The sequence below is a fragment of the Chryseobacterium sp. UF-290 genome (genome assembly GCF_058245615.1).
Genome location: NZ_JBSICB010000004.1, coordinates 127,534 through 154,214, shown reverse-complemented (window position 1 = coordinate 154,214; position 26,681 = coordinate 127,534). Strand labels below are relative to the sequence as shown.

29 protein-coding genes are annotated in these 26,681 nt (G+C 37.5%); 21 read left to right on the top strand and 8 right to left on the bottom strand.

The genetic code is table 11. From position 1 onward, the window contains the following. The 10 genes from AC4IF5_RS06215 (at position 1) to AC4IF5_RS06170 (ending at position 8,564) form a co-directional block, all read left to right on the top strand. On the top strand, positions 1-1,140 hold the full coding sequence (locus tag AC4IF5_RS06215; RefSeq protein WP_490732707.1) for an acyltransferase family protein: 1,140 nt from the start codon (positions 1-3) through the stop codon (positions 1,138-1,140). Further along, positions 1,137-2,279 carry a dTDP-4-amino-4,6-dideoxygalactose transaminase gene (gene rffA / locus AC4IF5_RS06210; RefSeq protein WP_490732705.1) on the top strand — a complete coding sequence of 381 codons (1,143 nt, stop codon included), beginning with the start codon at positions 1,137-1,139 and terminating at the stop codon, positions 2,277-2,279. The genes AC4IF5_RS06215 and rffA overlap by 4 nt, the downstream gene beginning before the upstream one ends. Before the next feature lie 43 nt (positions 2,280-2,322). Beyond that, entirely contained in the window at positions 2,323-2,928 is a 606-nt protein-coding gene (locus AC4IF5_RS06205) for a DapH/DapD/GlmU-related protein (protein WP_490732703.1), read from the top strand. 2 nt (positions 2,929-2,930) lie between these two features. Next, positions 2,931-4,046: a glycosyltransferase WbsX family protein gene (locus AC4IF5_RS06200; RefSeq protein WP_490732701.1), complete on the top strand. Its 1,116-nt coding sequence runs from the start codon at positions 2,931-2,933 to the stop codon at positions 4,044-4,046. A gap of 2 nt (positions 4,047-4,048) precedes the next feature. Then, positions 4,049-4,894 (top strand): glycosyltransferase family 2 protein, encoded by an 846-nt coding sequence (locus tag AC4IF5_RS06195; protein ID WP_490732699.1) that lies wholly within the window; start codon positions 4,049-4,051, stop codon positions 4,892-4,894. Between the two features lie 55 nt (positions 4,895-4,949). Further along, the gene (locus AC4IF5_RS06190; RefSeq protein ID WP_490732697.1) at positions 4,950-5,618 is read left to right on the top strand and encodes an NAD-dependent epimerase/dehydratase family protein; all 669 of its coding nucleotides are present in this window, start codon (positions 4,950-4,952) and stop codon (positions 5,616-5,618) included. A gap of 155 nt (positions 5,619-5,773) precedes the next feature. Continuing rightward, entirely contained in the window at positions 5,774-5,920 is a 147-nt protein-coding gene (locus tag AC4IF5_RS06185; RefSeq protein ID WP_490732695.1) for a hypothetical protein, read from the top strand. Positions 5,921-5,932: 12 nt separating this feature from the next. Further along, positions 5,933-6,754: a glycosyltransferase family 2 protein gene (locus AC4IF5_RS06180; RefSeq protein ID WP_490732693.1), complete on the top strand. Its 822-nt coding sequence runs from the start codon at positions 5,933-5,935 to the stop codon at positions 6,752-6,754. Further along, positions 6,751-7,581 (top strand): glycosyltransferase, encoded by an 831-nt coding sequence (locus tag AC4IF5_RS06175; RefSeq protein WP_490732691.1) that lies wholly within the window; start codon positions 6,751-6,753, stop codon positions 7,579-7,581. The genes AC4IF5_RS06180 and AC4IF5_RS06175 overlap by 4 nt, the downstream gene beginning before the upstream one ends. A gap of 44 nt (positions 7,582-7,625) precedes the next feature. After that, entirely contained in the window at positions 7,626-8,564 is a 939-nt protein-coding gene (locus tag AC4IF5_RS06170) for a glycosyltransferase (protein ID WP_490732689.1), read from the top strand. Between the two features lie 42 nt (positions 8,565-8,606). On the opposite strand, the gene AC4IF5_RS06165 is transcribed toward AC4IF5_RS06170, so the two are convergent. After that, the gene (locus AC4IF5_RS06165) at positions 8,607-9,650 is read right to left on the bottom strand and encodes an acyltransferase family protein (RefSeq protein WP_490732687.1); all 1,044 of its coding nucleotides are present in this window, start codon (positions 9,648-9,650) and stop codon (positions 8,607-8,609) included. A 165-nt stretch (positions 9,651-9,815) separates the two neighbouring features. Here AC4IF5_RS06165 and AC4IF5_RS06160 point away from each other — a divergent pair, with 165 nt between their 5' ends. From AC4IF5_RS06160 to AC4IF5_RS06150, 3 genes are read left to right on the top strand one after another with little or no spacing between them, the layout of a single operon-like run. Further along, positions 9,816-10,361 (top strand): acyltransferase, encoded by a 546-nt coding sequence (locus tag AC4IF5_RS06160; protein ID WP_490732685.1) that lies wholly within the window; start codon positions 9,816-9,818, stop codon positions 10,359-10,361. Then, complete coding sequence (locus AC4IF5_RS06155; protein ID WP_490732683.1) at positions 10,361-11,167, top strand: glycosyltransferase family 2 protein; 807 nt, start codon at positions 10,361-10,363, stop codon at positions 11,165-11,167. The genes AC4IF5_RS06160 and AC4IF5_RS06155 overlap by 1 nt, the downstream gene beginning before the upstream one ends. Further along, positions 11,164-12,321 (top strand): glycosyltransferase, encoded by a 1,158-nt coding sequence (locus AC4IF5_RS06150; RefSeq protein ID WP_490732681.1) that lies wholly within the window; start codon positions 11,164-11,166, stop codon positions 12,319-12,321. The genes AC4IF5_RS06155 and AC4IF5_RS06150 overlap by 4 nt, the downstream gene beginning before the upstream one ends. 1 nt (position 12,322) lies before the next feature. On the opposite strand, the gene AC4IF5_RS06145 is transcribed toward AC4IF5_RS06150, so the two are convergent. From AC4IF5_RS06145 to AC4IF5_RS06135, 3 genes are read right to left on the bottom strand one after another with little or no spacing between them, the layout of a single operon-like run. After that, a complete protein-coding gene (locus AC4IF5_RS06145; protein WP_490732679.1) occupies positions 12,323-13,081 on the bottom strand; it encodes an SDR family NAD(P)-dependent oxidoreductase in 759 nt (252 codons plus the stop codon). Continuing rightward, positions 13,081-13,314, bottom strand: a complete 234-nt coding sequence (locus AC4IF5_RS06140; protein WP_490732677.1) for a phosphopantetheine-binding protein — start codon at positions 13,312-13,314, stop codon at positions 13,081-13,083. The genes AC4IF5_RS06145 and AC4IF5_RS06140 overlap by 1 nt, the downstream gene beginning before the upstream one ends. A 26-nt stretch (positions 13,315-13,340) precedes the next feature. After that, a complete protein-coding gene (locus AC4IF5_RS06135) occupies positions 13,341-14,315 on the bottom strand; it encodes a 3-oxoacyl-ACP synthase III family protein (RefSeq protein WP_490732675.1) in 975 nt (324 codons plus the stop codon). 147 nt (positions 14,316-14,462) lie between these two features. Here AC4IF5_RS06135 and AC4IF5_RS06130 point away from each other — a divergent pair, with 147 nt between their 5' ends. From AC4IF5_RS06130 to AC4IF5_RS06115, 4 genes are all read left to right on the top strand, one after another. Next, positions 14,463-14,939: an acyltransferase gene (locus AC4IF5_RS06130; RefSeq protein ID WP_490732673.1), complete on the top strand. Its 477-nt coding sequence runs from the start codon at positions 14,463-14,465 to the stop codon at positions 14,937-14,939. A gap of 38 nt (positions 14,940-14,977) precedes the next feature. Beyond that, positions 14,978-16,126: a glycosyltransferase gene (locus AC4IF5_RS06125; protein ID WP_490732671.1), complete on the top strand. Its 1,149-nt coding sequence runs from the start codon at positions 14,978-14,980 to the stop codon at positions 16,124-16,126. Between the two features lie 11 nt (positions 16,127-16,137). Further along, on the top strand, positions 16,138-16,692 hold the full coding sequence (locus AC4IF5_RS06120; RefSeq protein ID WP_490732669.1) for a serine O-acetyltransferase: 555 nt from the start codon (positions 16,138-16,140) through the stop codon (positions 16,690-16,692). A gap of 538 nt (positions 16,693-17,230) precedes the next feature. Next, positions 17,231-18,721, top strand: coding sequence for a phosphoethanolamine transferase family protein (locus tag AC4IF5_RS06115; RefSeq protein ID WP_490732667.1), 1,491 nt, complete (start codon positions 17,231-17,233; stop codon positions 18,719-18,721). Positions 18,722-18,929: 208 nt separating this feature from the next. Here AC4IF5_RS06115 and AC4IF5_RS06110 read toward each other — a convergent pair whose 3' ends face one another. Further along, positions 18,930-19,535: a DUF2306 domain-containing protein gene (locus tag AC4IF5_RS06110; RefSeq protein ID WP_490732665.1), complete on the bottom strand. Its 606-nt coding sequence runs from the start codon at positions 19,533-19,535 to the stop codon at positions 18,930-18,932. A gap of 352 nt (positions 19,536-19,887) precedes the next feature. Next, positions 19,888-20,919, bottom strand: a complete 1,032-nt coding sequence (locus AC4IF5_RS06105; RefSeq protein WP_490732663.1) for a helix-turn-helix domain-containing protein — start codon at positions 20,917-20,919, stop codon at positions 19,888-19,890. Positions 20,920-21,431: 512 nt separating this feature from the next. Between AC4IF5_RS06105 and AC4IF5_RS06100 the strand changes: the two genes are divergently transcribed. From AC4IF5_RS06100 to AC4IF5_RS06085, 4 genes are all read left to right on the top strand, one after another. Continuing rightward, a complete protein-coding gene (locus AC4IF5_RS06100) occupies positions 21,432-22,100 on the top strand; it encodes a carbonic anhydrase (protein ID WP_490732661.1) in 669 nt (222 codons plus the stop codon). Positions 22,101-22,120: 20 nt separating this feature from the next. Continuing rightward, a complete protein-coding gene (locus AC4IF5_RS06095; RefSeq protein WP_490732659.1) occupies positions 22,121-22,420 on the top strand; it encodes a hypothetical protein in 300 nt (99 codons plus the stop codon). Between the two features lie 146 nt (positions 22,421-22,566). Further along, positions 22,567-24,159, top strand: coding sequence for a SulP family inorganic anion transporter (locus tag AC4IF5_RS06090; RefSeq protein WP_490732657.1), 1,593 nt, complete (start codon positions 22,567-22,569; stop codon positions 24,157-24,159). A gap of 59 nt (positions 24,160-24,218) precedes the next feature. Then, the gene (locus AC4IF5_RS06085) at positions 24,219-24,854 is read left to right on the top strand and encodes a carbonic anhydrase family protein (RefSeq protein ID WP_490732655.1); all 636 of its coding nucleotides are present in this window, start codon (positions 24,219-24,221) and stop codon (positions 24,852-24,854) included. Positions 24,855-25,047: 193 nt separating this feature from the next. Here the strand turns inward: AC4IF5_RS06085 and pth are convergent, their stop codons facing one another. Both pth and AC4IF5_RS06075 read right to left on the bottom strand, forming a co-directional pair. After that, the gene (gene pth, locus AC4IF5_RS06080) at positions 25,048-25,611 is read right to left on the bottom strand and encodes an aminoacyl-tRNA hydrolase (RefSeq protein ID WP_490732653.1); all 564 of its coding nucleotides are present in this window, start codon (positions 25,609-25,611) and stop codon (positions 25,048-25,050) included. A gap of 85 nt (positions 25,612-25,696) precedes the next feature. After that, positions 25,697-26,629 carry a hypothetical protein gene (locus AC4IF5_RS06075; protein WP_490732651.1) on the bottom strand — a complete coding sequence of 311 codons (933 nt, stop codon included), beginning with the start codon at positions 26,627-26,629 and terminating at the stop codon, positions 25,697-25,699. Between the last annotated feature and the right edge of the window lie 52 nt (positions 26,630-26,681).

Genomic DNA, 26,681 nt, shown 5'->3' with positions numbered 1-26,681 from the left:
ATGGGGTCAAATAAAAATATTTTTTTTGGAGGGTTAAATGAGTTAAGGGCAATTGCAGCACTTTCCGTAATTCTGCATCATATTGAATTATTCAAACACCGTGATCAAATCGGAAGTTTATTTGATTCAAAATACAGTGCCTATTTTATCGGACATTTAGGGAAAAACGGTGTATATCTTTTCTTTGTGCTTAGCGGATTTCTGATTACGTATCTTTTATTAGCTGAAAAAGGAAAAAATAACCATATCAACCTTAAAAAGTTTTATCTGAGAAGGATTTTCAGAATATGGCCATTATACTATATTATTATTTTCATATCCTTTATTGTTATACCGTTTTTAGCATCTGCTTTTCCTCTTTTTTCCATCACTCCGTCTTATTACCATTTAATAAAAGATACTTCCAACTATGATATAATGTCGGTATTTCTCCACATTATGTTTCTCCCCAATTTTGCCCTGAAAGCAGGAAAAGTTATTGTAGGAGCTTCACAATCGTGGTCAGTAGGTGTAGAAGAACAGTTTTATATCGTTTGGCCCCTTATAGTTTCCTTTTTCAATAAAAAAATAATGGTCTCGGTTTTCTTATGCATTTTGATTGCTTTTATTGTGATTAACCTGAAATTCCCCCATTCACTGATAGGTGGTATTGTCAGCATTATTCCGTTTGAATTTATGGCTATTGGTTCGCTGGGAGGATACTTTTATTCAGTATACGCTGATAAAATTACAGCGTATACAAAAAGTAAAACGATTTATGCAGCTGTATTATTGTTGATACTGGCACTGATTTCCATTCCTGTCTTTACTTTGTATATCCAAAACATTATTTTAGGATTTGTATTTCTGTTGCTGATAATAATAAGTATAAACCCATCAAACAAAGTTGTTCTGAGGAACAAGTCCTTTTCGTTTTTAGGAGGTATTTCCTATGGAATTTATATGTACCATCCGTTTATTATGTTTTTAATATTCCCTGTTTTTTATAAGCTATTAAAATTTTATAATAATATATTTGTATTTAATATTGGTGTATTTATTTTCATTCCGGGCCTGAGTATTTTAATCAGCTATGGCTCTTACAGGTATATTGAAAAGAAATTTATAAACATCAAAGATTCAAAATTCAAAACACTATGATCCCATTTAATAAACCATTTATCATTGGTAAAGAGCTTACCTATATTGAAGAAGCGGTAAAAAGCGGTAAGATTTCCGGAGATGGAATTTTCACAAAGAAGTGCCAGCAGTTTTTTGAGCAAAAATATCATTTCCCAAAAGTGCTGATGACAACATCATGCACGGACGCGCTGGAGATGGCAGCGATTTTATGCAATGTGGAGCCGGGTGATGAAGTCATTGTTCCGAGCTATACTTTTGTATCTTCAGCCAATGCCTTTGCCCTTCGGGGAGCTAAAATAGTTTTTGTAGATTCTTGCCATGACAATCCTAATATTGATCCTGTAGAAATAGAAAAACATATCACAGAAAAAACAAAGGTTATCGTTCCCGTACATTATGCAGGAGTAGCCTGTGATATGGAAAAGATCATGGATCTGGCCCACAAGCACAATCTGTTTGTAGTGGAAGATGCGGCACAGGCTATTGACAGCTATTATACATTCTCAGACGGAACCAAGAAAGCATTGGGATCTATAGGGCATTTTGCAGCTTTCTCTTTCCACGAGACCAAAAATATCATTGCCGGAGAAGGTGGAATGCTGGTCATTAATGATTCCCAATATTTTGACCGTGCTGAAGTGATCCGGGAAAAAGGAACAAACCGAAGCGCATTCTTCAGAGGAGAAGTGAATAAATACGGCTGGGTGGATCTTGGCTCATCATTCCTACCTTCAGAGATCATATCGGCCTTTCTATATGCTCAGCTGGAAAACCTTGAGGTCATTCAGAAAAAAAGACTAGAGATATGGGACAAGTATCAGAATGGATTGTCTTCATTACAGGAGCAAGGTTTTGTTTCCTTACCGGATATCCCTTCCTATGCGACAAACAATGCCCATATGTATTATATTGTTTGCAGAAGTTACGATGAAAGAACCCATTTGATCCAGCATTTAAAAGCTCAGGATATTCACCCTGTTTTTCATTATTTAAGTTTAAACAAAAGTGATTTTTTCTTAGCCAATAATCCTGAAAAGGATATTCCTAATTCTGATCATTTCACAGATTGTCTGCTTAGACTGCCATTTTATTATGAATTATCTGAAACTGAGCAGAATAAAATTATCGAACTGATCAACAGTTTTTTTACAAAATAATATCAGGACTGCATCATTTTTCAATAATAAAAATATGAATTTTTTGAAAAAACATATTGTAAAATTTTTATTCAACGTACTGAATTCCAATGCTTATAAAATTCACCAGCAAAACAAGCTGAATGAATGGGCTAAAAAAAGCTTTAAGAAATTCGGGACAAATTCAGCCATTCCGGAAGAACATTGGATAAAAAATCCTAAATATATCTCTATAGGTAAAAACTTCAGCGCTCTATATCATTTAAGGCTGGAAGCCTGGGACCGTTTTCAGGGAGAGACATTCAATCCTGAAATAGTGATTGGTGATGATGTTATCTGCAATTCTGATGTTCACATCGGGGCGATTGATAAGATCGTTATAGGAAACAATGTTCTCATGGCAAGCAGGATATACATTTCCGATCATTCCCACGGAAATATTACTGCTGAAGATTTAGAAAAGATCCCAGGCATGAGACCCCTGTATTCCAAAGGTCCGGTGATCATCGAAGACAATGTATGGATCGGTGAAGGAGTATGCATACTTCCCGGAGTTACCATTGGAGAAAATTCTATCATAGGAGCCAATGCGGTAGTCAACAAAAGCTTTCCTAAAAATTCTGTAATTGCAGGAATTCCTGCCAGATTAATAAAAACATTAGAAAACTGATTATGAAAAAAATAAAGCCCCTTGCATTTTATCTTCCCCAGTACCACCCTGTTCCCGAAAATGACGAATGGTGGGGAAAAGGATTTACCGAATGGACCAATGTAGGTAAAGCCCAACCTTTGTTTGAAGGACATGAGCAGCCTATATACCCTGCAGATCTGGGATATTATGACCTGCGTGTTCCGGAAGTAAGAGAGCAGCAGGCCCAAATGGCCAAAGACTATGGAGTGCACGGATTTATCTATTATCATTACTGGTTCGGAAACAGTAAGCAATTACTGGAACGTATTGCCAACGATGTGCTGAAATCCGGAAAACCGGACTTCCCCTTTTGCTTCTGCTGGGCCAACGAAACATGGTCCGGGATATGGCATGGCCTTTCTGAAAAAATACTGGTAAAACAGGAATATCCTGATGAGCAGGACCTGATCGCCCATTTCGAATATCTTTTACCTTTCTTCAAAGATGAGAGGTACATAAAAGTAGATAATAGACCGGTTTTCATCATTTATGATCCGAATCATCTGAACGACGGAGACCCTCATTATATCTCAAAATTCAGAGAGCTGGCAAAGAAAAACGGATTTGATGATCTGTATATCATGGCTTCCAATAAGCTTCGTGACGATATAGATTTTCAATCGATGGGTTATGACGGCAAGATTTCCAATGCATTTCAGAAAGCATGGGCACCTTACGTTCAAAGTAAAGACTATATATCTTCTTACGACTATTACAAGAACAGGGTTAAAGGACTTGTAGGAATCAAGAAGAAAGAGCAAAAGAAAGTCAGAGTTCAGGACACCAATCTGGTGGTCAGAGATCTAAAGTTCGAAGAGCATAATATTCCTAATTTCCCCTGCATATTGCCTAACTGGGACAACACCCCAAGAAGCGGCTATAATGGAATCATCCTGGGCAACAATTCTCCGGAATTATTCGAAAAACAGGTAGAAAAAGCAGTCAATTATCTCGAGGATAAAAATGATTACCCCGAACTGTTCTTAATTGTAAAATCCTGGAACGAATGGGCAGAAGGAAATATACTGGAACCGGACAGAAAATATGGTTTCGGATATCTGAATGCATTAAAAAAAATATTGAATAAACACAAATAGAAATGAGTAAATTCAGCGTACTTGTCGCCAATTATAACAATGGACATTTTTTTGAAGAATGCTACCAAAGCTTAATTGCTCAGACTGAAACAGACTGGGAAACGGTAATCCTGGATGACGGCTCTACTGATAACTCCCTGGAAATTCTAAAAAAGATCGCAGACAAAGATCCCAGGGTCAAAGTTTATCAGAATGAAAAAAACAAAGGGATCGGGTATACCAAAAAGAGATTGATAGAACTCGCTGAATCTGAAATATGCGGTTTCCTGGATCCTGATGACGCTTTGGTACCTCAGGCGCTGGAGCTTATTTTAAAGGCCCACGCAGAGAATGAAGAAGCGGGACTGGTATATTCCAATCTGGTATTTTGTGATGAGCACCTCAACCCAAAATCGGTACACAAAGCAAAACAGATCACAGCATTAGACCAGTCTTATTATAATTTCAAAGGAGAAATTTCAAGCTTTGCCACTTTAAAGAAGACGATCTATGAAAAAACATCCGGTATCGATCCTTTCTTAAAAATCGCTGAAGATAAGGACTGGTACATGAAGATGTGCGAAACAGCCCCTGTAAAATATATAGACGAAGATCTCTATTTATACAGAATCCATAAAAACGGTATTTCTACAACCCAAAATATGGAAAAAGCCGTATTCTGGCACTGGGTAGCCATGATAAAGATGGCTGAAAGAAGAAACATTAATATTGAAGATCTTTTTCTGCAAAACTATGTTTCAAAAAACAAATATGAGCAGCTGCTTCATAAGCTGGATCGTGTAAAAAAATCGAAATGGGCAAAACTGGGTGATAGGCTTGGATTGTTTAAAATTTTTAAATATCTGTAACTGCCTTTACAGGACTAAGTGTAATATAATCCCAGCTTAATTAGAAAAAGAATATATGATTATTGGTAATGGAATTCTGGCAAACGCCGTAAGATCTTATGACAGAGAAGATGTAATGTATTTTGCATCGGGAGTTTCCAATTCACTGGAAAAAGATCCTTCTGAATTTGAGAGGGAAATCACCCTTTTACAATCCAGCATCGGAAAATATCCCGAAAAAAAACTGATCTATTTTTCAACATGCAGCATTTATGACCCTACCAAAGCGGACAGCCCTTATGTAGCTCACAAGCTGAACGCAGAAAAGATCATTACAGAGCAATGCGGAAATTTCATCATTTTCAGAGTAGGAAATGCTGTAGGCCGTGGAGGAAACCCGAATACATTAATTAATTTTCTTAAAAACTCTATCTTATCAGAAAAGCGGTTCACCATTTACAGCCATGCAAGAAGAATCCTGATCGGTATAGATGATATTGCATTATTTGCGGAGCGCTATCTTGACGACCTCAACAATGAAACCGTTAATCTTACTTATCCTTATCAATATTCCCTGTCAGAGATCCTGACCCGGCTGGAAGTTCACCTTGGTAAAAAGGCGGTCTATGAAAATATAGACGAAGGCTCCTATTATAATATTGAATTCAGTCCTCTTACGGAATCTTTTTTTACGGGGATATCCGCTGAAGAATACCTGAACAGATTATTCACAGCTTATTTATGAGTATTAAAAAATCATAAACAATCTACATGAAATACAGGGTGAATCTTTTGAATACAAGAAAAATCATACCTTTATAACCGGTAATGCTGCCGGAAAAAACAGCAGAAGCAAAAATTTAATTTATATTTCCCCTCACAATATAAAAGTTAATACAAATGATTACAATGACCGGAACCACAGTTCCACCTATAGAAAATGAGCAGCTGAGGCTGTCCCGCATACAGGAAAAACATACAGTTTTGACCTTCAAGGCACATACAGGTAAAGCTTTTGAAAACGGATTCAGTTATCTTTTACAATAAAAAACATATTGAATGGCAAATAAAGTCTCCATCATTGTTCCATGTTTTAACCATGCAAAATATCTGGAGGAATGCATACAATCTATTAAAAATCAATCCTATTCCAATTGGGAATGTATTATTGTAGATGATGGCTCAACAGATGATACTGAAGCTGTATCCCGTAAGCTTGAAAATGAAAAAATAAAATATGTCTATCAGGAGAACAGAGGGTTATCAGGAGCGAGAAATACAGGAATAAGAAATGCTTCAGGTGATTATATCCTGCCTTTGGATGCCGATGATACGCTTAATCCTCAGGCTTTAGAAAAAATGATTGCTGTTTTTGATCAGGCACCGGAAACGTTAATTGTATTTTCAGATACAGTGACCTTCGGACATACCAGCAAAAAATCTAACCTTCAGGAAAAATTTACCCTTAAAGAACTGCTTTTGGGAAACAAGCTATACTGTACTTCCATGTTTGCTAAAAAATACTTTGATGAAGGGATCATATATGATGAAAAATTAAGACATGGCTTCGAAGACTGGGAATTCTGGATCCAGCTGATATCCTCCCACAGAGAGCAGCCGATCACCAAAATTGACTATCCTGTTTTCAACTACAGATCCCACCCGGAAACCTCGATGATCAAAGAAATTACAGGAAGTAATGACAAAAAAGAGTTTATATACCATGCGGTGTATGAAAAGCATAAAGCACTCTTCCATGAGTTTTTCCCAAGCTATATTGCGCTCTTGAACAGAAAAACCTTTTATGAAAAAAAACTTGAAAATATATATGGCAGCAAGCCCTATAGAATATATAACTTTTTAATAAATTTATTTAGATGAGTCAGTTTGTTCACGTTATAATGACAAGATTCAATGTTCCTACAAGAGGCTGGAACGAAACACGTTCGGGTTTTAAACCACTTACAGAAGAATGGCTGGATGACAGATTCAGGCTGTTCAGAACCTATGTTCTTCCTTCCTATAAAAACCAAACCAATCAGAATTTCGTCTGGCTTCCTTTTTTTGATGTAAATACTTCAGAAAAATTCAGAAAAATCATTGCAGAGATTCAAGAGGAGTATCCTACTTTCAGGCCTGTTTTTGTAGAGGATTTTGATGAGATGAAAACAAAGGCGGTAGAAGTTATTCCGCAGTTTTTCACTCCGGAGACAAAATTCGTCATCACCAGCGAGCTGGATAATGATGATATGCTGCATAAGGATTATGTAAAAACCGTACAGGAATACTTCAAGCCGGTACATGACCTTGTTATCGATTTAAGAAGAGGCTATCAGCTTACTATGCAGCCGAACCATAAAGCGGTAGTTACGGTATACAATGCAGTGGCCAATCCGTTCGTAAGCCTGGCAGAAAGTGTAGACAACTTCAAGACCATGCTGAAAGAAAGAGCTCATAACAGCTACCGTGATTATGAAAACTTCTCTATAGAAGACAGCAAGGAGATGTATATCCAGATTGTTCATCAGTATAATTTAATGAATTCTACCTTTAAGCATAAGGCTGTTCCGGAAGTTGACTTTTCAGAATATGGAATGACGGAAAGCACCAGGTTTACGATAGACCGCTTCAAAACATTACAGCATAATATTGCCCGTGTGCCTTTCGTTCTGGGTCTTATCATGAAAAAGATCTTTAGGATCACATAATTGCAGTTAAAAGAATTCAGTATCATATTTCCCACTTATTAAAAATGAAAATTTCAGTAGTTGTTCCCGTTTATAATGCCGAAAAATTTGTTTCCCAGGCTGTAGAATCCGCTCTTCAGTTTGAAGAAGTCTATGAAGTAGTCCTGGTGGAGGATAAATCTCCCGACAACGCGTTGCAGGTCTGCCGGGAACTTGCTGAGAAATACAGCAGGGTAAAGCTTTATCAGCATCCTGACAAAGGTAATCACGGAGCCGGAGCCAGCAGGAATCTGGGAATAGAAAAAGCGGAAGGAGACTTCATCTCATTCCTGGATGCAGATGATTACTATCTTCCCAACCGCTTTGATGCGGAAAAGGAACTCTTTAAAAATGACGATGTAGACGGTGTCTATGGAGCAATTGGAGTTCATTATTATTCAGAAAAAGCAAAAGAGCAATATTACAAAGTATTCGGAGACCGTTTAACAACCGTTTATCAAAAACAGCAGCCCGGAGATGTATTTCCCGGACTGCTTAATATGAGAGGAACTTTCGGGCTGTTCAGCCTGGATGCTCTGACCCTCCGGAAAAGTTCTCTGAAAAACATGGAATATTTCTTTAAAACCCATTTAAGGCTTCACCAGGACACGGAATTTATATTCAGGCTTTCCTATTACCTGAATTTATATTCGGGAATTATTGACAGTGCTGTAGCCGTAAGGGGAGTACATGAGAACAACAGAATTACCAAAGTAGACAGCCGGGAAGTAAAACCGGCTTCAACAAGAGTTGTACTCTGGGCAGAGGTGAACAGATGGGCAGAAAGTGAAGATACGCTGCCTGAAGAGATCAAGCTCCATATCAAAAGAGTTTACAGAAGCTTCCTGATCGCCAATGCTCCCTTCCTGAAAAAATGGGGAATGATCTCCAAATATTTATTGACGGATTATCCAAGCATGCGCTCAGGGCTTTATAATATCAATTTTAGAAAGCACTTATTCTGACACTTCCAGTTATAAACTAAAAATTTAGTTTATAACTGGAAATCATTGATATTCATTCCTTTTGAAGCTGATCTTTCTCAAAATATTCCTCATTGGCTTTTCAATGCACTGATAGAAAATTGCTGAGCAGATCAGCATTACAATAATGTAGATAACAAATACGGTATCAATATCAAAGCTGTATTGCTGTGCTCTTAAAAACTCCCTCAGCAGATAAAGGATGGGGATATGGGTAATGTACACCGCATAGCTGATCTCACCAAGATATTCCAATGGCTTTTGTGAAAACATTTTTGTGAGCCATCCGTTATTAAAGGAGATCAGAATAATAGCAGGTACAAATAGTAAAGCCATCAGACCATTATGGTAAAACAGCGGAACGAACATCAGCGAAACCATTACCAGCAGAAAAAGCAGAACGATGTGAAGATCATACTTCTTTTGCCTGAAATTCTTAATAAAATATAGGCCTGCAAGGTTTCCGATCAGAAACTCATTGAGATGCCATACAGGAAAATAATATAGAAATTCGTGGCTTTTAGTATGGGGTCCCTTATATATTCCCAAGGTAGGATACCAGTTTGAAAAGACCTGGGTAACCATCCAGATGACAATAGCAAAGATCCAGATCGCTTTATTCTTTTTGGAATAAAAATAATTGTACAGTACAGGAAAAATCAGATAGAAAAAGAATTCTACTGAAATTGACCAACCTGGAAAATTTAAGATCATGGCTTCTCCGGGAATCCAGCTTTGTATGCCCAATCCGTACAAAAGAACCTTATGCCCGTCAAAAGGATGATATCTTGTTATAAAATACAGCAAAAGCCCAAGTACATACAACGGGTAAATTCTTGCAAACCTGTTCTTATAAAATTCTAAATAGTCTATTTTATTCTTCTGACCGTAAGCCACGATCATAATAAAGCCTGAGAGAATAAAAAAGTAGCTGACTCCCACATTCGCCCTCAAAAAAAGATTGGAAATATAATCTATTCTATATAAAAACAGATCTTTATTGAAATGGGAAATAACAATTGCCATGGCAGCAATAAATCTGGTAAATGTAATCTGACCTATCTTCACAGAAACACAAAATGCTTTACTTTATCAAAACACATCTGCCCCCAATCTGCTGACAGTTTTATTTCATTTAAAGTGTTAATTTTAAGGCACAAAAATAAGATTTATTATTATAATTCTGTAAAACAAATTATATTTGTAATTACAAGTGTGAAAACAAATTTAAATATGCTTCATGAAATCCTAGCAAAACTTCAACGAAAAAGTCAGATTTCACTTCTCAGAAAACACCCTAATGTTTCCTTTAAAGGAATAAAGCTTGGGACCAGCAACCATTTTATTCTTCATGGAAATTTAAAAAAGGTGAGTATCGGAGAGGGGGTCAGCTTCAGGAACTATGTTCATGTTCTTGTGCAGCAGAATGCCAGCCTGGAAATCGGAAATAACTTTTTCATGAACAATTTTTGCTCTATCAATTGTCTGGACAGCATTTCCATAGGTGACAATACGTTATTCGGTGAGAATGTAAAACTGTATGATCACAACCATGCCTATGAGACTCATCCTAACTTTAAGTTATATTCTTCTGAATTTACCACAGCACCTATCAAAATCGGGAAGAACTGCTGGCTTGGCAGCAATGTCACCGTGCTGAAAGGAGTGACCATAGGAGACAACTGCATTATAGGAGCAGGCTGCACCATTCATAAAGATATTCCATCCAATACAACAGTAATCAATCATCAGGAATTAATATTCAAGACACACCCATAATGAAGTTCTCCATCCTTATCGCACACTATAATAATGCGCTCTTTTTCAAAGACTGCTTTGATAGTATCATGGCCCAGACCTATACCAACTGGGAAGTCATTATTGTAGACGATTGCTCTGATGAATCAGAAAAACAGACAGTAAAAGAAATGATCTCCGCAGATCCCAGGTTTTCCTTTTATGAAAACACAGTCAATAAAGGAGTGGGATATACTAAAAAAAGATGTGCAGAACTGGCAACAGGTGACATATGCGGCTTTGTTGACCCTGATGATGCTTTAACGCCTGAAGCCTTAGAAGAAAGTATACAAGCCTTTACAGACAAGAATATTGTAGCTACTTATTCTCTTTTTCACGTCTGTAATGAACAACTGGTTCCTGAAAAGCTATTTCCATACACCAAAAAAATAAAAAACAGGGACCCGAATTTTTTTAATATAAGATTTGAAGTTGCTCACTTTTTCACTTACAGAAAAAAAACGTATGATCAGACCGAAGGGATAGATGACAGCCTTACCTCCTCAGTAGATCAGGATCTCTATCTGAAATTATACGAAAAAGGAGACTTTTATTTTATAAAAAAATCCAACTATCTGTACAGAATCCACGCTAAAGGAGTTTCCCAGGATAAAAAAAAGAAAGAAAAATTACGTAAAAACTGGCATATTGTATTGTATAATGCTCTCAAAAGAAGAAATACAGACCGCTTGTATGGTACAGATATTGATAAAATTGATGATCTGCCTGACTTTATTTTCAACAAACAAAACACATTGCTTTCACGAATCATAAGAAAGTTCTCATGACTTTAAATAAAAAAATAAAAATTTTGTTCAGACACCATTCCATGGAAATGGGAGGTGTGGAAAAAGTTCTGCTGGGACTTCTCAACAATCTCGACACTGACAAATACGAAATGACCGTATGCCTTACGCTCAATCAGGGAAAACTACGTGATGAACTTCCCAAGCATATCCGGAAGGTTTACCTTACGGACGGAAAAGAAGATTTTTCCGGCAATTCCGTATTGCAGAAACTGCAGCTGATCGCGAGAAGGATCAAGCTCAGAAAGCTGAAGAAAAACCCTGCTATTGCAGACCGCATCATCAATGACACTTTCGATATAGAGATCGGAATGGATTATAGAGATTACGATGTTATTCTCAACTCAACCCAGAAGAACTCAAAAAAAATAGGATGGTTTCACTCTGAGATCAATGTTCCTAAATTTCAGCCGTTGGTCCCTGGAATACTAAAAAGTTTTCCCCAGTTCGACCATATGGTGTACTGCTCCCACAAAATAAAGGATATGATGCATCAGTATTATCCTAAATTGGATTATCCTGCAGAAAGTGTGATCATCAACCCTATTCCTATCGAGGAGATCAAACGCAAGGCAGAAGAAAAACTGGAAAATTTCCCTGAAGGACCTGTTTTTGTCTCTATCGGAAGACTGCATTCAAGAAAAGGCTACCACAAGCTTATTGAAGCTCATAAAAGGCTTATAGATGAAGGTTTCCATCATAGTATTGTTATCATTGGTGATGGTGGGGAAATGAAGAACCTTAAGGCTCAGGCAGCGAGCAATAATGTAGAAAAAACGTTTATTTTAGCAGGAAATCAAATGAACCCTTATCCTTATATCAAAAAGGCGGATTATTTCGTTCTTCCTTCCGAATCTGAAGCGTGGCCGCTGGTAATCGCCGAAGCACTGATTCTTCAGAAGCCTATAGTGGCGACCAATGTGGGAGACGTAGGACTTATGATCAAAGACAGGGAAACAGGATACCTCATCAACTATGATGTTGATGAGATGTATAAAGGAATGAAAGCCTTTCTTACAGATCCTGATCTGGTTCTCCACATCAGGGAGAATCTTAAAAATATTGAGAATCAGTTTGACAACCAAAAGATATTCGACAGCGTGGAAGAGATCATAGAAACTCTCCATAAACAATAAATTACTGCGCAGAATATCCTCCGTCAATCACAAGATTGGTACCCGTCACCCATCTTGCTGCGTCGGAGAGAAGAAAAATACAGGCATTCGCTACATCTTTAGGCTCACCTATTCCCAGCGGATGCTTTTTTATGATTTCTGATGAAGCGTCTTCACCGAGATCTTCAAACATCTTTTCCAAAATCGGAGTATTGACCATGGCAGGACTTATACTGTTGACACGGATATTGCCTCTGGAAAGTTCCATTGCCAATGAACGGGTCCCGGCAATTACGGCTCCCTTACTGGCTGAATAGGCAGCCTTTCCTGCCTCTCCTACCATACCGGCGACAGATGAAATAAATACAAAGCTGGAAGTTTCCTCTTTATATTTCTTTAAAGACAAGATCTTTGCAATTTCAAACCCTGCAATGACATTGATCTCAAATATATCATGATACAGCTGGGCACTATGCTTTTTCAGCGGCAAGGTCTTCTCTATTCCCGCACAGTGTATAAAGCCTGATACTTTCCCCAAAACAGCAACTTTTTCTGCGATGATCGCTTCAAGCCGTTCAGAATGAGTAATATCTTCAGCAATGATCTCAACCTTTGTTCCGGGATTCAGCAAAGAGGCTGTTTTCATCAGCTCTTCCTCATTTCGTCCTACAAGAATCAGATTGGCTCCACTGTTGCTGCATTCAACAGAACAGCTTCTCCCGATGCCGGAAGAAGCCCCTGTAATAAGAATTGTTTTATTGGTTAACGAGAAAGCATCCATTAATCTTCAAAGTTTTCTTTCCCTATCGCATTCATCAGATCCGAAACGGTTTCTATATCCTTAAACTGTTTGGTATCGATCTTTTTATTGAAGTTTTCATCTACAAATGCAATGACAGAAAGCAAACTGATTGAATCATAGCTCTCCAAAGATTTTAAATTGGTTTCAACAGTAAGCGTTTCATCTTCTTCCAGCTCCTCCTGTAGTTTTTCTAAAAAAACGGATGTTTTCATATTTATAATTTTAAATGTTGTTAGTCTTATATTTCCATTATAGTGGCGCCCCAGGAGTATCCTACTCCAAATCCGGCCATTAAAACCTTATCTCCTTCTTTCAGCAATCCCTTATCCATCATATTCTTAAGAGCGATAGGAATGGTGGCTGAGACCGTATTCCCGGTTTTTTCCATATCAATATAGAACTTTTCTGCCGGTATTTTGGTTTTCTTCCTTAAATAGTTCAGCATAAAAGAATTGGCCTGATGAAAAACGAAATGATCAATATCATCCATCGTCATACCATTCACTTCAAGGGTTTCTTTTACCAGCCCCGGAATATTTTCAATGGTAAAATTAAAGATCTCAGGACCATTCATGTAAATATTTTCAGGACCGAACTCATGATCGGGATTCAGCTCAAAATCTTTTCTGAAAGCACCTTTTTTAACGATCAGGTTTTCAGCACCACCTCCGTCTGTTCCCAGACAGAACTGATAATCATTGATGCCCTCTGCTTTTTCAACAATTGCAGAAGCGGAAGCATCCCCGAATATGCTCCTGTTTCCTTTATCATCAGGATGAATATGCTTGGTATAGGTTTCTGAAGTAACCAAAAGAATACTTTTGGCAATTCCTGCAGAGATCAGTCCTTTGGCAAAAGCCAGCCCATACACAAACCCTGAACAGCCCAGGTTAAAATCTATAGCCCCGATATTTTTCCTGAGCCCCAATCTGTCCTGCAAAATACAGGCCGTTGTAGGCAGGAAATACTCCGGACTTTGGGTACAGAACAGGATAAAGTCTACTTTATCCCTGTCATAGTTTTCAAAAAGCTTTTCTGAAGACTGTACAGCCATATCCAGCACCGTTTCATCGTCAGAAGAGATATGGCGTTGGCTGATACCTACTTTTTCCTGAATTCTCTCAGCACTCCACTCTGGAAAGTGTTTTTCCAGATCAGCATTGGTAAGCACCTGCTGAGGAAGATAATATTCTATTTTTGAAATTTTCATCATATTAATAAATTCTCTTTCTTTGCAAAAGTAAATAAAAACAAATTTACACCTGTGATGATTTTTATATTTAGAATCCTATTAAAAATAGACTCCCTCTATCATTCTTTTTTGAATAGGGCCAGCCTTGAAGTGGCGAAATACAGAGGCATGAAAGTCGGCAAAAGCTTTAATATGCCGGATAAGATTTATTTCGGAACAGAACCCTACCTTATCGAGATCGGTGACAATGTGAATATTGCAGGAGGAGTAAGATTTGTCAATCACGGCGGAACCACTACCCTTCTGAGAAAGCTTCCCGGCTATGAGGACGCGAGGATTCTCGGAAGAATAAAGATCGGCAATAATTGTACAATCGGGCTGAATTGCGTAATCATGCAGGATGTACAGATCGGAAACAACTGTATTTTGGGAGCCAATTCCGTATTGTCACAATCTATGCCGGACAATACAGTATTTATCGGAAATCCGGCCCAGTTTCTCTGTACGATTGAAGACTATGGAGACATTGTCCTCAGGAACAGCCCGGAATATCCCCGTGAACTGGAGAAAGACAGGAAAAAGCTGGATGCCTATATCAAAGAAAATCTTCCTCACAAGTATAAAAAAGCAAGAAAAATTAAATAATTATTTTAATCTTGTAAAAATTATAAAACAAAAACAAATTGAAAAAGAAAAAACTCCTCATTCGTATAGGCTCTTTACGCCACGGCGGTGCTGAAAAAGTTTTGATCAACTTTCTGAAAAATCTTCCTCCTGATAAATATGAAGTGGATCTTTTGGTCAATCTTTATTCAGGGCTCTATATAAAAGAAGTTCCGTCCTGGGTGAATCTGTACTATCTGCTGAAAGGAGAAATGATAACCACCAACAGACCACAGGATATTCCTGTGAAAGCGTACAGGGTGCTTTATCAGAAAATGTTTCTTTGGTTCCCTTCCCTTCTTTACAAATTTGTTTTAAAAAATAAAAAATATGATGTAGAGATTGCAGCCATTCATGCAATGTACCGGGAAATTCTATCCAGCCCTCAAAAAGATTCGAAAAAGATCATATGGGTACAGAATGACATCTTCAATCTGAAAGAATATACCCCGGAAGTGATCAGGCAGTTCTTTAAGTTTGACAGAATCCTGGTGATTTCCAATAAACTGCAGGAAGGCATGCATAAGCTGGCAAAAAATGACACTGAAAAGCAATCGGTCATCAAAATATACAACCCGATCGACAAAGAAGATACTTTAAGAAAAGCTGATATCACGGTCAACGATTATCCTTTCCGGAATGATCTCCCTACCTTTGTAACGGTAGGAACCGTTTATCCTCAGAAAGGCTACGACAGACTGCTGAACGTCCACAAAAAACTGATCGACGAAGGATTGAAGCATCAGCTTCTGATCATCGGAGACGGATATGACTTTAACAATATTCAGGATCAGCTCAATAAATCAGGACTTCAGGATACGGCAAAAATGCTTGGCTTCAGCAGCAATCCTTATCCGTATATGAAAAAGGCAGACTTTTATATCATGTCTTCACGCCATGAAGGCTTTCCTACCATCATTGCTGAGGCCCTTATTCTCAACAAACCTATTTCCGCTACAGACATTTCAGGAATCAGAGATCTTCTGCAGGACGGAAAACTTGGAAATATCACACCCAACTCTGAAGAAGGGATCTATGAAGGGATGAAGAAGTTCCTTACAGATAATTCCGTTTCTGAGCAATATAAAAAACAAATTTCCGAAACTGAGCTTCCGTTTGTTTTAGAAAAATCTGTAGAGCATCTTCAGAAAATAATTGATGAAGTTTAAAAACCTTGACTATGGCCGATTATTCAATTATTCAAAAAGACTTTTACCGGGAAAGCGGAAAGTGGCTTTCAAAATTTGAGATCTGGAAAAAGTGTATTAATCCCAATCTCCATTTCATTTATATTCTGAGAATGGCTCAGAAGTACCAGAAAAAAGCTTTTCTGAATACGTTCTGGCGGATCGTTTTAAGACATTACCAGATCAAATACGGATTTCAGATCTATCCTGAAACGCAGATCGGAGAAGGCTTTTACCTGGGGCACTGGGGAAGCCTTGTGATCAATCCGAAAACCATTATCGGAAAAAACTGCAATATTGCACAGGGGGTTACTATCGGCCGGCAGAACCGGGGTAAAAATGAAGGTTCCCCTGTTATCGGTGATGAAGTATGGATAGGTGCCAACGCTGTAATTGTAGGCGCTGTAACGATCGGCAATAATGTATTGATCGTTCCCAACTCTTATGTCAACTTCGATGTTCCCCCGAATTCTGTTGTTATAGGAAACCCAGCCAAAATCATCCCGACAAGCGACGCTACGAAAGATTATATCAACCGTAAAGTATAGTGAATCCAGCAGTTATAGTAAAAAATCTATTGCGATCATAAATTATTTCATTTAAATTTGCAAAAAAATCATTGTTGGCCTTCCCAATAACAAGACAATAATTAATTTGAAGTCAATATAATCTTTGTCTGTGTCACATTTAGGGAGAGTTCCTGCAATGTTCTTGTTCTGAAAAACCGCTGAAGATTAAAAACACAACCCTAATATAATTATTAACTAAAAAATAATTTTTGATGAAAAAAATACAACTTGAAATCCATTCTTTTTTATCTGTATCATCTGTTCTATAGTTTCATTTTCTACAATTACGAAAATCTAAGCGGAAAAAGCAATCCGCTGTGAAACTTTGTCGACAATCTTACCAGCAGTTTCCTTTTGAGACGGTACAGTATCTGCAACACTAAAGAATTATTGTTTGATCTGATATTCATTTATTTCAGATAGTACATTATTCTGAACCTTCAGCTACCCTTACCGGAAACTCCTGAGACAGATTATACAATTATCTTAACAGTAAAGGCAACTTCATATAATAACCATGCTCAAAAAAACTATTCCCATTCTCATTATTTTAATTTATCTCGCAGGCTTCCTGCTTTCATTCCCTTATATATTTGATAACTTATTCGGGACTGAGAAATGGGAAAGCATCAGAAATATTTTCGAATACGGAATGATGTTCTTTTCCTTCCTTATTTTTAATGCATTCCTTTTTAAAAACAGGTATACATCAATTATTGCCGTTATTCTATGTTTATTCTTAGGGCTTAATTTTTTGATATCAGTATCCTGTTATTTTATTTACCATTCCGGATTTAATGTAGGAATGGCGATAAGTATAGTGGAATCCAATGTGGATGAAGCAATAAGCATGTCTTATATGTTTATTTTACCGGGTCTTTTGTTTCTCATTTTTATGGGATTGCTGATCTATTCGGTCAATTATCTGAAAGATACCGTTACATTTAATTTCAGATATGGGTTCATTGCTTTACTATGGCTGATCATGCCTTTCACATTTTTTCTTAAGCATAGATATGTAAGCAATAAAGGCGGAGGAAAGATGATCAAAAGTGTCTATTATCATTTATCCGATTTCAATACAGCATTGAAGATTCAGGAAGATATCAGTATGATCAAAAAAAATGTTCCGGTTTTCAACATAAAACAAATACAGCCGGGGATAGAGAACGTTATTCTTATCATTGGAGAATCTGAAAGAAAGCAGAATATGTCATTATACGGCTATTCCAAGAAAACGACACCTTATACGGATCTGGAAGCTGAAAACATGATGATCTATGATCAGGCAGTTTCCCCTGCAGGAATTACCAACCTTAGCGTACCGCTTATCCTTTCCAGCATACATCCTGACGAATTCAGATACCGTTATGATAAATTATCTTACAATATCGTCAATCTTGCCAATCAGGCCGGCTACAATTCATTCTGGATCAGTACACAGGCAAGCGCTAAAGGAATAACTGCAATCGCCTCCATGGCCAAAAATAAAAAATGGGTAAATGGATATGACGAAGCAATCATCCCGGAACTAAAAAATGTCATTCAAAAAAGAGATCATAAATTCGTTGTTTTCCACATTATGGGAAGTCATCCTAACCCATGCAACAGACTGCCGGATAACTGGAAGTCCGGAAATATGGACTGCTATGACAATTCCATAAAATATACCGATTATGTTATGAAAGACATTTTCAGCACTCTTAAAAACACCAATTCAGTAGTCATCTACGCTTCTGACCACGGTCTTAAAATACAGGGTGACAAATTACTGCATATAGACTCCAAGGAATCCACACAGGTCCCGTTCTTTGTATGGTATGGTGATAAAGTACCTGCTGCATACAGAATCACAGGGCGTGATCCTAAACTGATCCAGACCACCTATATCTATCCGCTGCTCATGAAGTATATGGGGCTGGAAGCACCTCAGCATTATAAAAACGAAGAAAATAAATATTTAAACCTGAATATGAAGAGTATAGATTATGAAAAACTGACAAACTAACATCAGTAACAGATTCCCCTTCTTTTCCAAACGGCAGAATAATTACAACTTACTCACCGGATATCTGAAAATTTATCCTGGTTCTATTTTAATGATTACCAACAATCTGGCAACACGCTTGATAATACTTTCAATAACAGTCGTTTTAAAATGGGAATCTCCCCAATAATCTTTACTCAAATAAGACGGCCCCGAATCGGGGCCGTTTTTATATCACAGACATTTTCCTGTTAATAAAATAGGCAACCAGTATATTAGGAACCCAGCATAACCACGCTACAGCAACATAAGAGCCGGCAGGATCCTGTGTAAGGTTTTTCAACAGAGGGTACCACAATCTAAGCGTTACAGCAGCAAACGTACAGGCATAGCTATAGATCATGAACTTTTTATGTTGTATGATACAGCCTTTTCTTATTTGTACAACGCCCAGAAGCGTCATGATCAACCACATCAGTCCTAAACAGATAAATCCCAACGCCGAAATAATTCCTCCATTGGCATAAAATCCCATGTATACAGCAGATACGGAGCTTATGATCACCGCTGCTACGTAGAGCTTCCCAATGATCCTGTGCATTGTGACATGTTTATTCCGGAATGAATCACCAAACTGACGCCAGCCTATAAAAAGAGCCAGCCCTCCAAAAATAATATGAGCAAAAAATGCTGTTCTCCATATCAGATCATGAAGTACTTCAGGAGATTTGGAACCCAGAAAAGTATGCTTATGTTCCACAAATGCGTAGATCAAAGGATAAGCTCCTATACACAACGCGAATACACACATGATCACAAATAATAATTTTTTCATAACCTTCAATTAAATTTCCTGTAAAAATGAGAATTACAAAAGCTCCAACTGTTCCAAAATGAAAGGTGGAACTTATTTAACCTGAGTTCGGGATAAGAAACAAAGGTTTAAGTCAGGAAGCTGGAAGAGGGAAGCTGGAAGTTAATATTGGACAAATAATTTCTGATAGTTATCATAAAACTTGATGAAGTACTTCTTAAAACAAGAATGAAATTGATCTTCAGCTGTTTTCAAACCTCAATAACTTCCTTCTTCCAGCCTCCAGCTTCCAAATCTTATTTTCAAGCAAAGTGCCTTATCCCGAATTCAGGTTATTTATAAACCATTAGAAATAAGCAGTTTAAAAGAAATATTATTCTATAGTAATCCTTTGCCCTTTTAAAAACTCTCTTGGAGAGCAATTCATATACTTCTTAAAATTCCGGTTAAATGAAGTTTTGGAATTAAATCCACTTTCAAAGGCCAGTGACAGAATGGTAAATTTTTGATTTTCCGGCAAGACAGCTATTCTTTTGAACTCGTCAATCCTCTGCCGGTTGACGTAATCATAAAAATTTTTATTCTCAAGAGTATTGATCGTCTGGGATAATATATTCGGATGTACATTCAGCAAGCTGGCAACATGATCCAAATTCAATTCCGAATCCTTGTATAGTTTTTCATGTTCCATCTGATACACCAGCTTTTCATAAACCTCCTGTATAGTTCCTTTACCTGGAAAATTCCTTTGATATTTTACTGCTTCGGAAGGGTCATCACCCACCCGGCCTTCTTCAATGGATTCCATTTCTGCAATATCCAGATTTAAAATACCCACACGGCTTATCCCGAAATAAGCTGCCACCAGAATAAATACAACCACTAATGAAAAAATCAGAATATCATTCTTCAGTACCACGGCAATCCATATCATTCCAATGCCTATGATCAGATAATAGACCCAATTCAGGTTAATCTTCTCGGTATTGGAGAACAGGTCGGAAATCTGCTTTTTATATTTTCTTACGGCAAGAATACTCAGGCTTACATATAGGAATCCTGATAAAATGATCAGAATCTTCATACTTTTCCTTAAAGATTTATAAGCATTTCCACCATTCTGATAAACAGCAATTTTATCATGAGGAGACAGTAGCAGAAATTTAAGCAGCGCCAGATAAATTACAAGAGCTGGTAACAGGTGCAGCAGCCAGATTCTCCTGGGGTGATGCCCCGTGAGACACAGAATGTACAGATATAGCATTGGCCCATGAATCAAGGGAAAGGGAATTTCAAGTCCGAGGAAATAAGGAAACTTTACATAGTAACCAGAAAAAAACAATACAAAAAAAGTGAGGTGTATTCCTATGATCAGGAACCATGCTGCCAACAGATAATCTGCCATTATTTTTTTGCGTTTTCCAGCAATCAGGAATGAGGAGAAACAGGCAATAAAAATTCCGGCCAGATAAAATAACGGCGACAAAGTCTGAAGATCAAAATCCGGCATATAAACTAAAGGCTTAAAATCAATGTTTTAATTTATTCATTTTTTTCAAGATCTGATGATTTTTCTGATATAAAATCGACTGATCTTCAAACTATTTCTCACAAATCTTATTCTATTTTTTTAAAATTAAGAATTTTTTAATTCTGAAATTACAGATTTTAATTTATACTTTGTAATTTTATCCTGGTTTTTAAACATCTGAATGATCAGACAGCCAACATACCCTTAAAGCAAAGTATATCGGTGTATTAGACATGATTTTAAGCATATTTTAATATTAAACTTTGTTAAAAATGGGCGATTTTTCGGCAAAAAGTATATTTTTGCACAATTATTGATCTAGTCTATTGATTTTGGAAATAATTTAAACGAAATAAATAATTATAAACCTTTTTAAAATTTAAATTATGTCACCATCGTACGAAAGTATTTTCGAAAACAATAGGAAATGGGTAGAATCTAAAGTTTCGGAAGACCCACATTTCTTCCACGAGCTGGCAAAGACTCAGAATCCGGACTATCTGTATATCGGATGTTCAGACAGCAGGGCCACAGCAGAAGAATTGATGGGAGCAAAGCCAGGTGAGGTTTTTGTCCACAGAAACATTGCTAATGTTATCAATACTTTAGATATGAGCTCCACAGCAGTTATTCAATATGCTGTAGAGCATCTTAAAGTAAAACATATTATCGTTTGCGGACATTATAACTGCGGCGGTGTAAAGGCAGCGATGACCCCTCAGGATCTGGGATTACTGAATCCGTGGCTGAGAAACATCCGTGACGTTTACAGATTGCATCAGGCTGAACTGGACGCTATCGAAGATCTTGACAAGCGTTATGACAGACTTGTGGAACTCAACGTTCAGGAGCAGTGCATCAACGTAATCAAAATGGCCTGTGTACAGGAAAGATACATTTTAGAAGAGTATCCTGTTGTACATGGCTGGGTATTTGACCTTCGAACAGGTAAGATCATTGATCTGGAGATCGATTTTGAGAAAATCTTAAAAGATATTCAGAAAATCTACAATCTTACAAGTTCTGACTGGGTAATGAGCAGAAAGACCAAATAGTTTTTCTAAAAAAATGTAAAATGAAATTCTGGAGTGTTATTGTATTAATGTTTTTTCTGAATTTTACAGCGCTGCCAAGCATAGCTGCGGTTGCGGGCTGGGATATTCTGAGAACAAATATAATAGTCAATGAAGAAGAGCCCCATTCTCATCCATCCTCTTTTATTGTTTACGAAAAGACACTTCCGAAAACTCTGGATGTATTCGATTATCTGAAGTTTTCTGAACCTGGCCTTCAGGCCGTATCTTTTGTGCTGGTAGATGATTCCTTTCATCTGTCACCCTTACTCACTATTTTTTCTCCGCCTCCGGAAGCTTAATTTTTAAGTATAATTAGATTTTTTACTGTATTCATGCCATTTCCGGTAATGAATATTATGTATGTGCTTTAAAAATTAAATTTCCAATCTTTTATAATTGATTATTTAAGGATAAATCAGTCAGTTATATCTTTTTCAAAAATATCATGAAAAAAACATCATTATTAGGAGGAATCAAGGAGAATTTCCCTTCCGGGCTCGTTGTATTCTTAGTAGCCCTTCCACTGTGTTTAGGAATCGCTTTAGCATCCGGAGCACCACCATTATCCGGAGTTATTTCCGGGATCGTAGGAGGTCTTGTAGTAGGGTTTCTCAGTAATTCAAACATATCCGTTTCGGGGCCGGCAGCAGGGCTGACCGCCATTGTACTGACTGCCATTACTGACCTTGGAGCATTTGAACTGTTCTTATGTGCAGGTATTATTGCCGGATTGATCCAATTGGCTCTGGGATTCGTGAGAGCCGGAAGTATTTCCAATTATTTCCCCAATAACGTTATTGAGGGGATGCTTGCTGCCATCGGAATCATTATTATTTTAAAACAGATTCCTCATGCATTAGGATTCGATAAAGATTATGAGGGAAATGAATCACTGTTCACTAACGGTCTTAATTTTAACTATTTTACAGAGCTTTTAGGAGCAATTCATCCGGGGGCAATCATTGTGACCCTGGTATCTGTAAGTATTCTTATTGCATGGGACAAATTTCCTGCCTTAAAAAGAATGAAAATGCTGCCGGGAGCCTTAGTAGCTGTAGCTATTGGAATACTTTTAAATGAAGTATTCAAATTAATGGGAAGCTCTTTAGCGATTGGTAAGGAGCATTTGGTTTCATTGCCTGTTCCCAAGTCCCTGGAAGATTTTAAGAACCTGATCACAATGCCTGACTTTGCAGGATTTACTAATCCTAAAGTATGGATCGCAGGAGCAACGATTGCCATTGTAGCTTCTATTGAGACCTTACTTTGTATTGAGGCAGCGGACAGATTAGACAGACAAAGAAGAATTACGGATACCAATCTTGAACTTAAAGCTCAGGGAATAGGAAACATGATAAGTGCCTTCATCGGAGGATTGCCTATGACCTCCGTAGTGGTAAGAAGTTCGGCCAATGCCAATGCAGGAGCAACCTCCAAAATATCAGCAATGATCCATGGTGTATTACTATTGGTATGTGTGCTGACCATTCCTTTTATACTCAACCTGATACCGCTTGCCACCCTTGCTGCCGTATTAATTTTAGTAGGATACAAACTCGCTAAACCTGCAACCTTCAAGCACTTCTGGCATTTGGGGAAATTTCAGTTTATCCCGTTCGTTGCCACTGTAGTAGCAGTAGTCGCTACAGACCTGTTGAAAGGGGTAGGAATAGGTCTTGCGATCTCTATTTTCTATATCCTTCAGGGAAATATGAAAAGAGCGTATTATTTAAGCAGGGAAAAGCTGGATGATGCAGACGGAATCAAGATCAAACTGGCTGAAGAAGTGTCATTCCTGAACAAAGCAGCCATCAAAAAAACATTGAAAAATATTAAACCGAACTCCAACATAATCATTGATGCCAGCGAAACATCATACATTACTACAGATGTTCTGGAAATGATTCAGGACTTTGCCAATATCCGTGCGAAGGAAGAAGACATCAATGTAGAACTTCTGGGCTTTAAAACCTCATACAGAGATTATGAAAAAAGTCAGGATTCTCACGTTCTGATCACTCACAAAAGAGCAATGTAAGCTCACTGAGCATCAATTAAATTTTTATTTAACTAAAATTCGAAAAACAATTAAATTATATGAAAGCACATACATACGAAACCCAGTCGACCATTACTCCTGAAAGAGCATTAGAGTTTTTAAAAGAAGGGAATCAAAGGTTTGTCAACAATCTTAAAGCAAACAGAGATCTTCTGGAGCAGGTAAATGATACCCGTGAAGGGCAATGGCCTTTTGCTGTCGTTTTAAGCTGTATAGACAGCCGTACTTCTGCAGAGCTGATCTTTGATCAGGGACTGGGAGATGTTTTCAGTATCAGAATTGCCGGTAATTTTGTCAACCAGGATATTCTGGGTTCCATGGAATTCGGCTGCAACGTTGCAGGCTCTAAACTTATCGTAGTGTTAGGTCACACTAAATGCGGTGCTTTAAAAGGAGGGCTTGATGCCGCTCAAATCGAAGGAATGGGAATGAATAACCTGAACCACCTGATCAACCATTTTGGTCCCATCATCGATGAAGTGATCGAAGAAAATGAAGAGCGTTCATCAAAAAACAGTTCACTATTGGAAAGACTTAATCAGCAGAACGTAAAAAATGCGATCGAAGATATCCGTAAACATAGCTCAACACTTAAAAAGCTTGAAGAAGAAGGTAAGATCAAGATCGTAGGAGCTAATTATGATGTTGAAACAGGTTCTGTAAGCTGGTTATAAGACCACTACATTTCAGCTGGTTACAAAAAAACGTATATAAAAACAGAGCATAGCTCAGCAGATAAATTGATTGGAAATTAATTTTAAAAGTGCATTCAAAAAAGGCCATCGGAATCCGATGGCCTTTATATTTGAATCTTACAAATTATCATTTTAGTTGAGTACTGCTCACCTGCAATCTGCTACCTCTTACCTATTTCCCGTTAAACGCAGACATTGTATTATTGATTCCGGCAAAAACAAAAGAAAGGCTGGCTTTGGAAAAAGTTTCAATTCTCTCGGAAAGCTTCTCCGTTTCCTCTTCATTCCAGGTTCCCAGTACATAATCTATCTGGCGGCCGGCACTAAAGTCTGCCGAGATGCCGAAACGCAATCTTGCATAGTTTTGGGTCTGCAGCATTTCATTAATATTTTTCAGACCGTTATGACCTGCATCAGAACCTTTCCCTTTCATTCTTAATGTCCCGAAAGGAAGGGCAAGATCATCGGTTATGATCAGAACGTTCTCCAAAGGAATATTCTCCTTCTGCATCCAGTACTTTACGGCGTTGCCAGAAAGATTCATATAGGTATCAGGCTTAAGGACAAAGACTTTCCTGCCTTTATATTTTCCTTCTGCCATCCAGCCGAAATTTGATGTATTAAAGGGCACTTCAAGCGCTTCCGCTATTTTTTCCGCTACTTTAAAACCTATATTATGTCGTGTATTTTCATATTCTGAGCCTTTATTTCCAAGCCCGACGATTAAATATTTCATCAGAAATTTTTTGCAAAATTAAGAGATAAAAAATAAAAAACTCAACCTTATAAAGATTGAGTTTGAATATTGTTAAAAAATGGCTCTATTGTGGTTTGTAAATATAGTTAACGCCATATCCTTTAGTCATGTAAGTCTGCGGATCATAAACATAATTCGTACTCTTGATAATCGGAGTCGGAATAGGTGGTGTAAGATCAGTTACTGACCATCTCTTAGGGTTATTTGGAGATAAAATAAGACTTTCTTTATCATTTTTCGTTGTAGTGAGCAGTCTTGAAATCTTATACACATCCGGCAGCAAAGTAAACGGGCTCACCTGCTCATCATAGGCAAAGTATTCATAGCTAAACTTTCCTGTAATATTACCCACTACATTTCCGGATATTGAAGTACCATAATCTCTAAGCACTTTAGATACGTTATCTCCCAGATAGCTATAAGTCGTCATAGAGAAGTCTGTGAAAGTAAGTGGAGTTCCTGGAACATCAGGGCCATTGCTCATCTTTATAGACTCCAGCTTACCTGTGGATGCACTGAATACTATCTCGTAAAGGGTTTTCTCCTTTTTCAGTAATGTCTGAGGACCTGGAGTTGTTGCAGGCGGTACAGGCGGAGGTCTTCTGAAGACAGAACGGTTTTCAGAAATTTTCTGTAACTTATTATTGGCATAAGTGAATAGCTGAGTATATGAAACGCTGTCCTGATCCAGTTTTCCATTTCCGTCAAGATCTAAAAAGCCATTAAAATTGATTTGGCTGATTTTGTCTCCACTATACATAATATCTGTAACAGATGCACTGTCTGTAATCACTTTAGTCACAAGAAGTCCGCTGTAGTGATATTCTGCTATAGTATCTTTATCTGTAATTTCTCTATACAGCGCTCTTGGGCCACTTAAACCTTGTGTATCATTCAGATCCAATAAAGGATTCCCATCCTCATCCAGTAAATTTTTGCAGGAATGTATTGAGGAAAACCCCGCAATTAATAAAATAAAATAGAAAATTTGTTTCATTTCCCGGTAATTAATTATTTTTTGACAAATATAATTTTTTTTTTGCTTAAAA

What these genes read in the sequence shown, in the direction of transcription:
- AC4IF5_RS06215 (WP_490732707.1), top strand. Translation starts at nt 1, where the DNA reads ATGGGGTCAAATAAAAATATTTTTTTTGGAGGGTTAAATGAGTTAAGG.
- rffA (WP_490732705.1), top strand. Translation starts at nt 1,137, where the DNA reads ATGATCCCATTTAATAAACCATTTATCATTGGTAAAGAGCTTACCTAT.
- AC4IF5_RS06200 (WP_490732701.1), top strand. Translation starts at nt 2,931, where the DNA reads ATGAAAAAAATAAAGCCCCTTGCATTTTATCTTCCCCAGTACCACCCT.
- AC4IF5_RS06195 (WP_490732699.1), top strand. Translation starts at nt 4,049, where the DNA reads ATGAGTAAATTCAGCGTACTTGTCGCCAATTATAACAATGGACATTTT.
- AC4IF5_RS06190 (WP_490732697.1), top strand. Translation starts at nt 4,950, where the DNA reads ATGATTATTGGTAATGGAATTCTGGCAAACGCCGTAAGATCTTATGAC.
- AC4IF5_RS06185 (WP_490732695.1), top strand. Translation starts at nt 5,774, where the DNA reads ATGATTACAATGACCGGAACCACAGTTCCACCTATAGAAAATGAGCAG.
- AC4IF5_RS06180 (WP_490732693.1), top strand. Translation starts at nt 5,933, where the DNA reads ATGGCAAATAAAGTCTCCATCATTGTTCCATGTTTTAACCATGCAAAA.
- AC4IF5_RS06175 (WP_490732691.1), top strand. Translation starts at nt 6,751, where the DNA reads ATGAGTCAGTTTGTTCACGTTATAATGACAAGATTCAATGTTCCTACA.
- AC4IF5_RS06170 (WP_490732689.1), top strand. Translation starts at nt 7,626, where the DNA reads ATGAAAATTTCAGTAGTTGTTCCCGTTTATAATGCCGAAAAATTTGTT.
- AC4IF5_RS06160 (WP_490732685.1), top strand. Translation starts at nt 9,816, where the DNA reads ATGCTTCATGAAATCCTAGCAAAACTTCAACGAAAAAGTCAGATTTCA.
- AC4IF5_RS06155 (WP_490732683.1), top strand. Translation starts at nt 10,361, where the DNA reads ATGAAGTTCTCCATCCTTATCGCACACTATAATAATGCGCTCTTTTTC.
- AC4IF5_RS06150 (WP_490732681.1), top strand. Translation starts at nt 11,164, where the DNA reads ATGACTTTAAATAAAAAAATAAAAATTTTGTTCAGACACCATTCCATG.
- AC4IF5_RS06145 (WP_490732679.1), bottom strand. Translation starts at nt 13,081, where the DNA reads ATGGATGCTTTCTCGTTAACCAATAAAACAATTCTTATTACAGGGGCT.
- AC4IF5_RS06140 (WP_490732677.1), bottom strand. Translation starts at nt 13,314, where the DNA reads ATGAAAACATCCGTTTTTTTAGAAAAACTACAGGAGGAGCTGGAAGAA.
- AC4IF5_RS06135 (WP_490732675.1), bottom strand. Translation starts at nt 14,315, where the DNA reads ATGATGAAAATTTCAAAAATAGAATATTATCTTCCTCAGCAGGTGCTT.
- AC4IF5_RS06130 (WP_490732673.1), top strand. Translation starts at nt 14,463, where the DNA reads ATGAAAGTCGGCAAAAGCTTTAATATGCCGGATAAGATTTATTTCGGA.
- AC4IF5_RS06120 (WP_490732669.1), top strand. Translation starts at nt 16,138, where the DNA reads ATGGCCGATTATTCAATTATTCAAAAAGACTTTTACCGGGAAAGCGGA.
- AC4IF5_RS06115 (WP_490732667.1), top strand. Translation starts at nt 17,231, where the DNA reads ATGCTCAAAAAAACTATTCCCATTCTCATTATTTTAATTTATCTCGCA.
- AC4IF5_RS06110 (WP_490732665.1), bottom strand. Translation starts at nt 19,535, where the DNA reads ATGAAAAAATTATTATTTGTGATCATGTGTGTATTCGCGTTGTGTATA.
- AC4IF5_RS06105 (WP_490732663.1), bottom strand. Translation starts at nt 20,919, where the DNA reads ATGGCAGATTATCTGTTGGCAGCATGGTTCCTGATCATAGGAATACAC.
- AC4IF5_RS06100 (WP_490732661.1), top strand. Translation starts at nt 21,432, where the DNA reads ATGTCACCATCGTACGAAAGTATTTTCGAAAACAATAGGAAATGGGTA.
- AC4IF5_RS06095 (WP_490732659.1), top strand. Translation starts at nt 22,121, where the DNA reads ATGAAATTCTGGAGTGTTATTGTATTAATGTTTTTTCTGAATTTTACA.
- AC4IF5_RS06090 (WP_490732657.1), top strand. Translation starts at nt 22,567, where the DNA reads ATGAAAAAAACATCATTATTAGGAGGAATCAAGGAGAATTTCCCTTCC.
- AC4IF5_RS06085 (WP_490732655.1), top strand. Translation starts at nt 24,219, where the DNA reads ATGAAAGCACATACATACGAAACCCAGTCGACCATTACTCCTGAAAGA.
- pth (WP_490732653.1), bottom strand. Translation starts at nt 25,611, where the DNA reads ATGAAATATTTAATCGTCGGGCTTGGAAATAAAGGCTCAGAATATGAA.
- AC4IF5_RS06075 (WP_490732651.1), bottom strand. Translation starts at nt 26,629, where the DNA reads ATGAAACAAATTTTCTATTTTATTTTATTAATTGCGGGGTTTTCCTCA.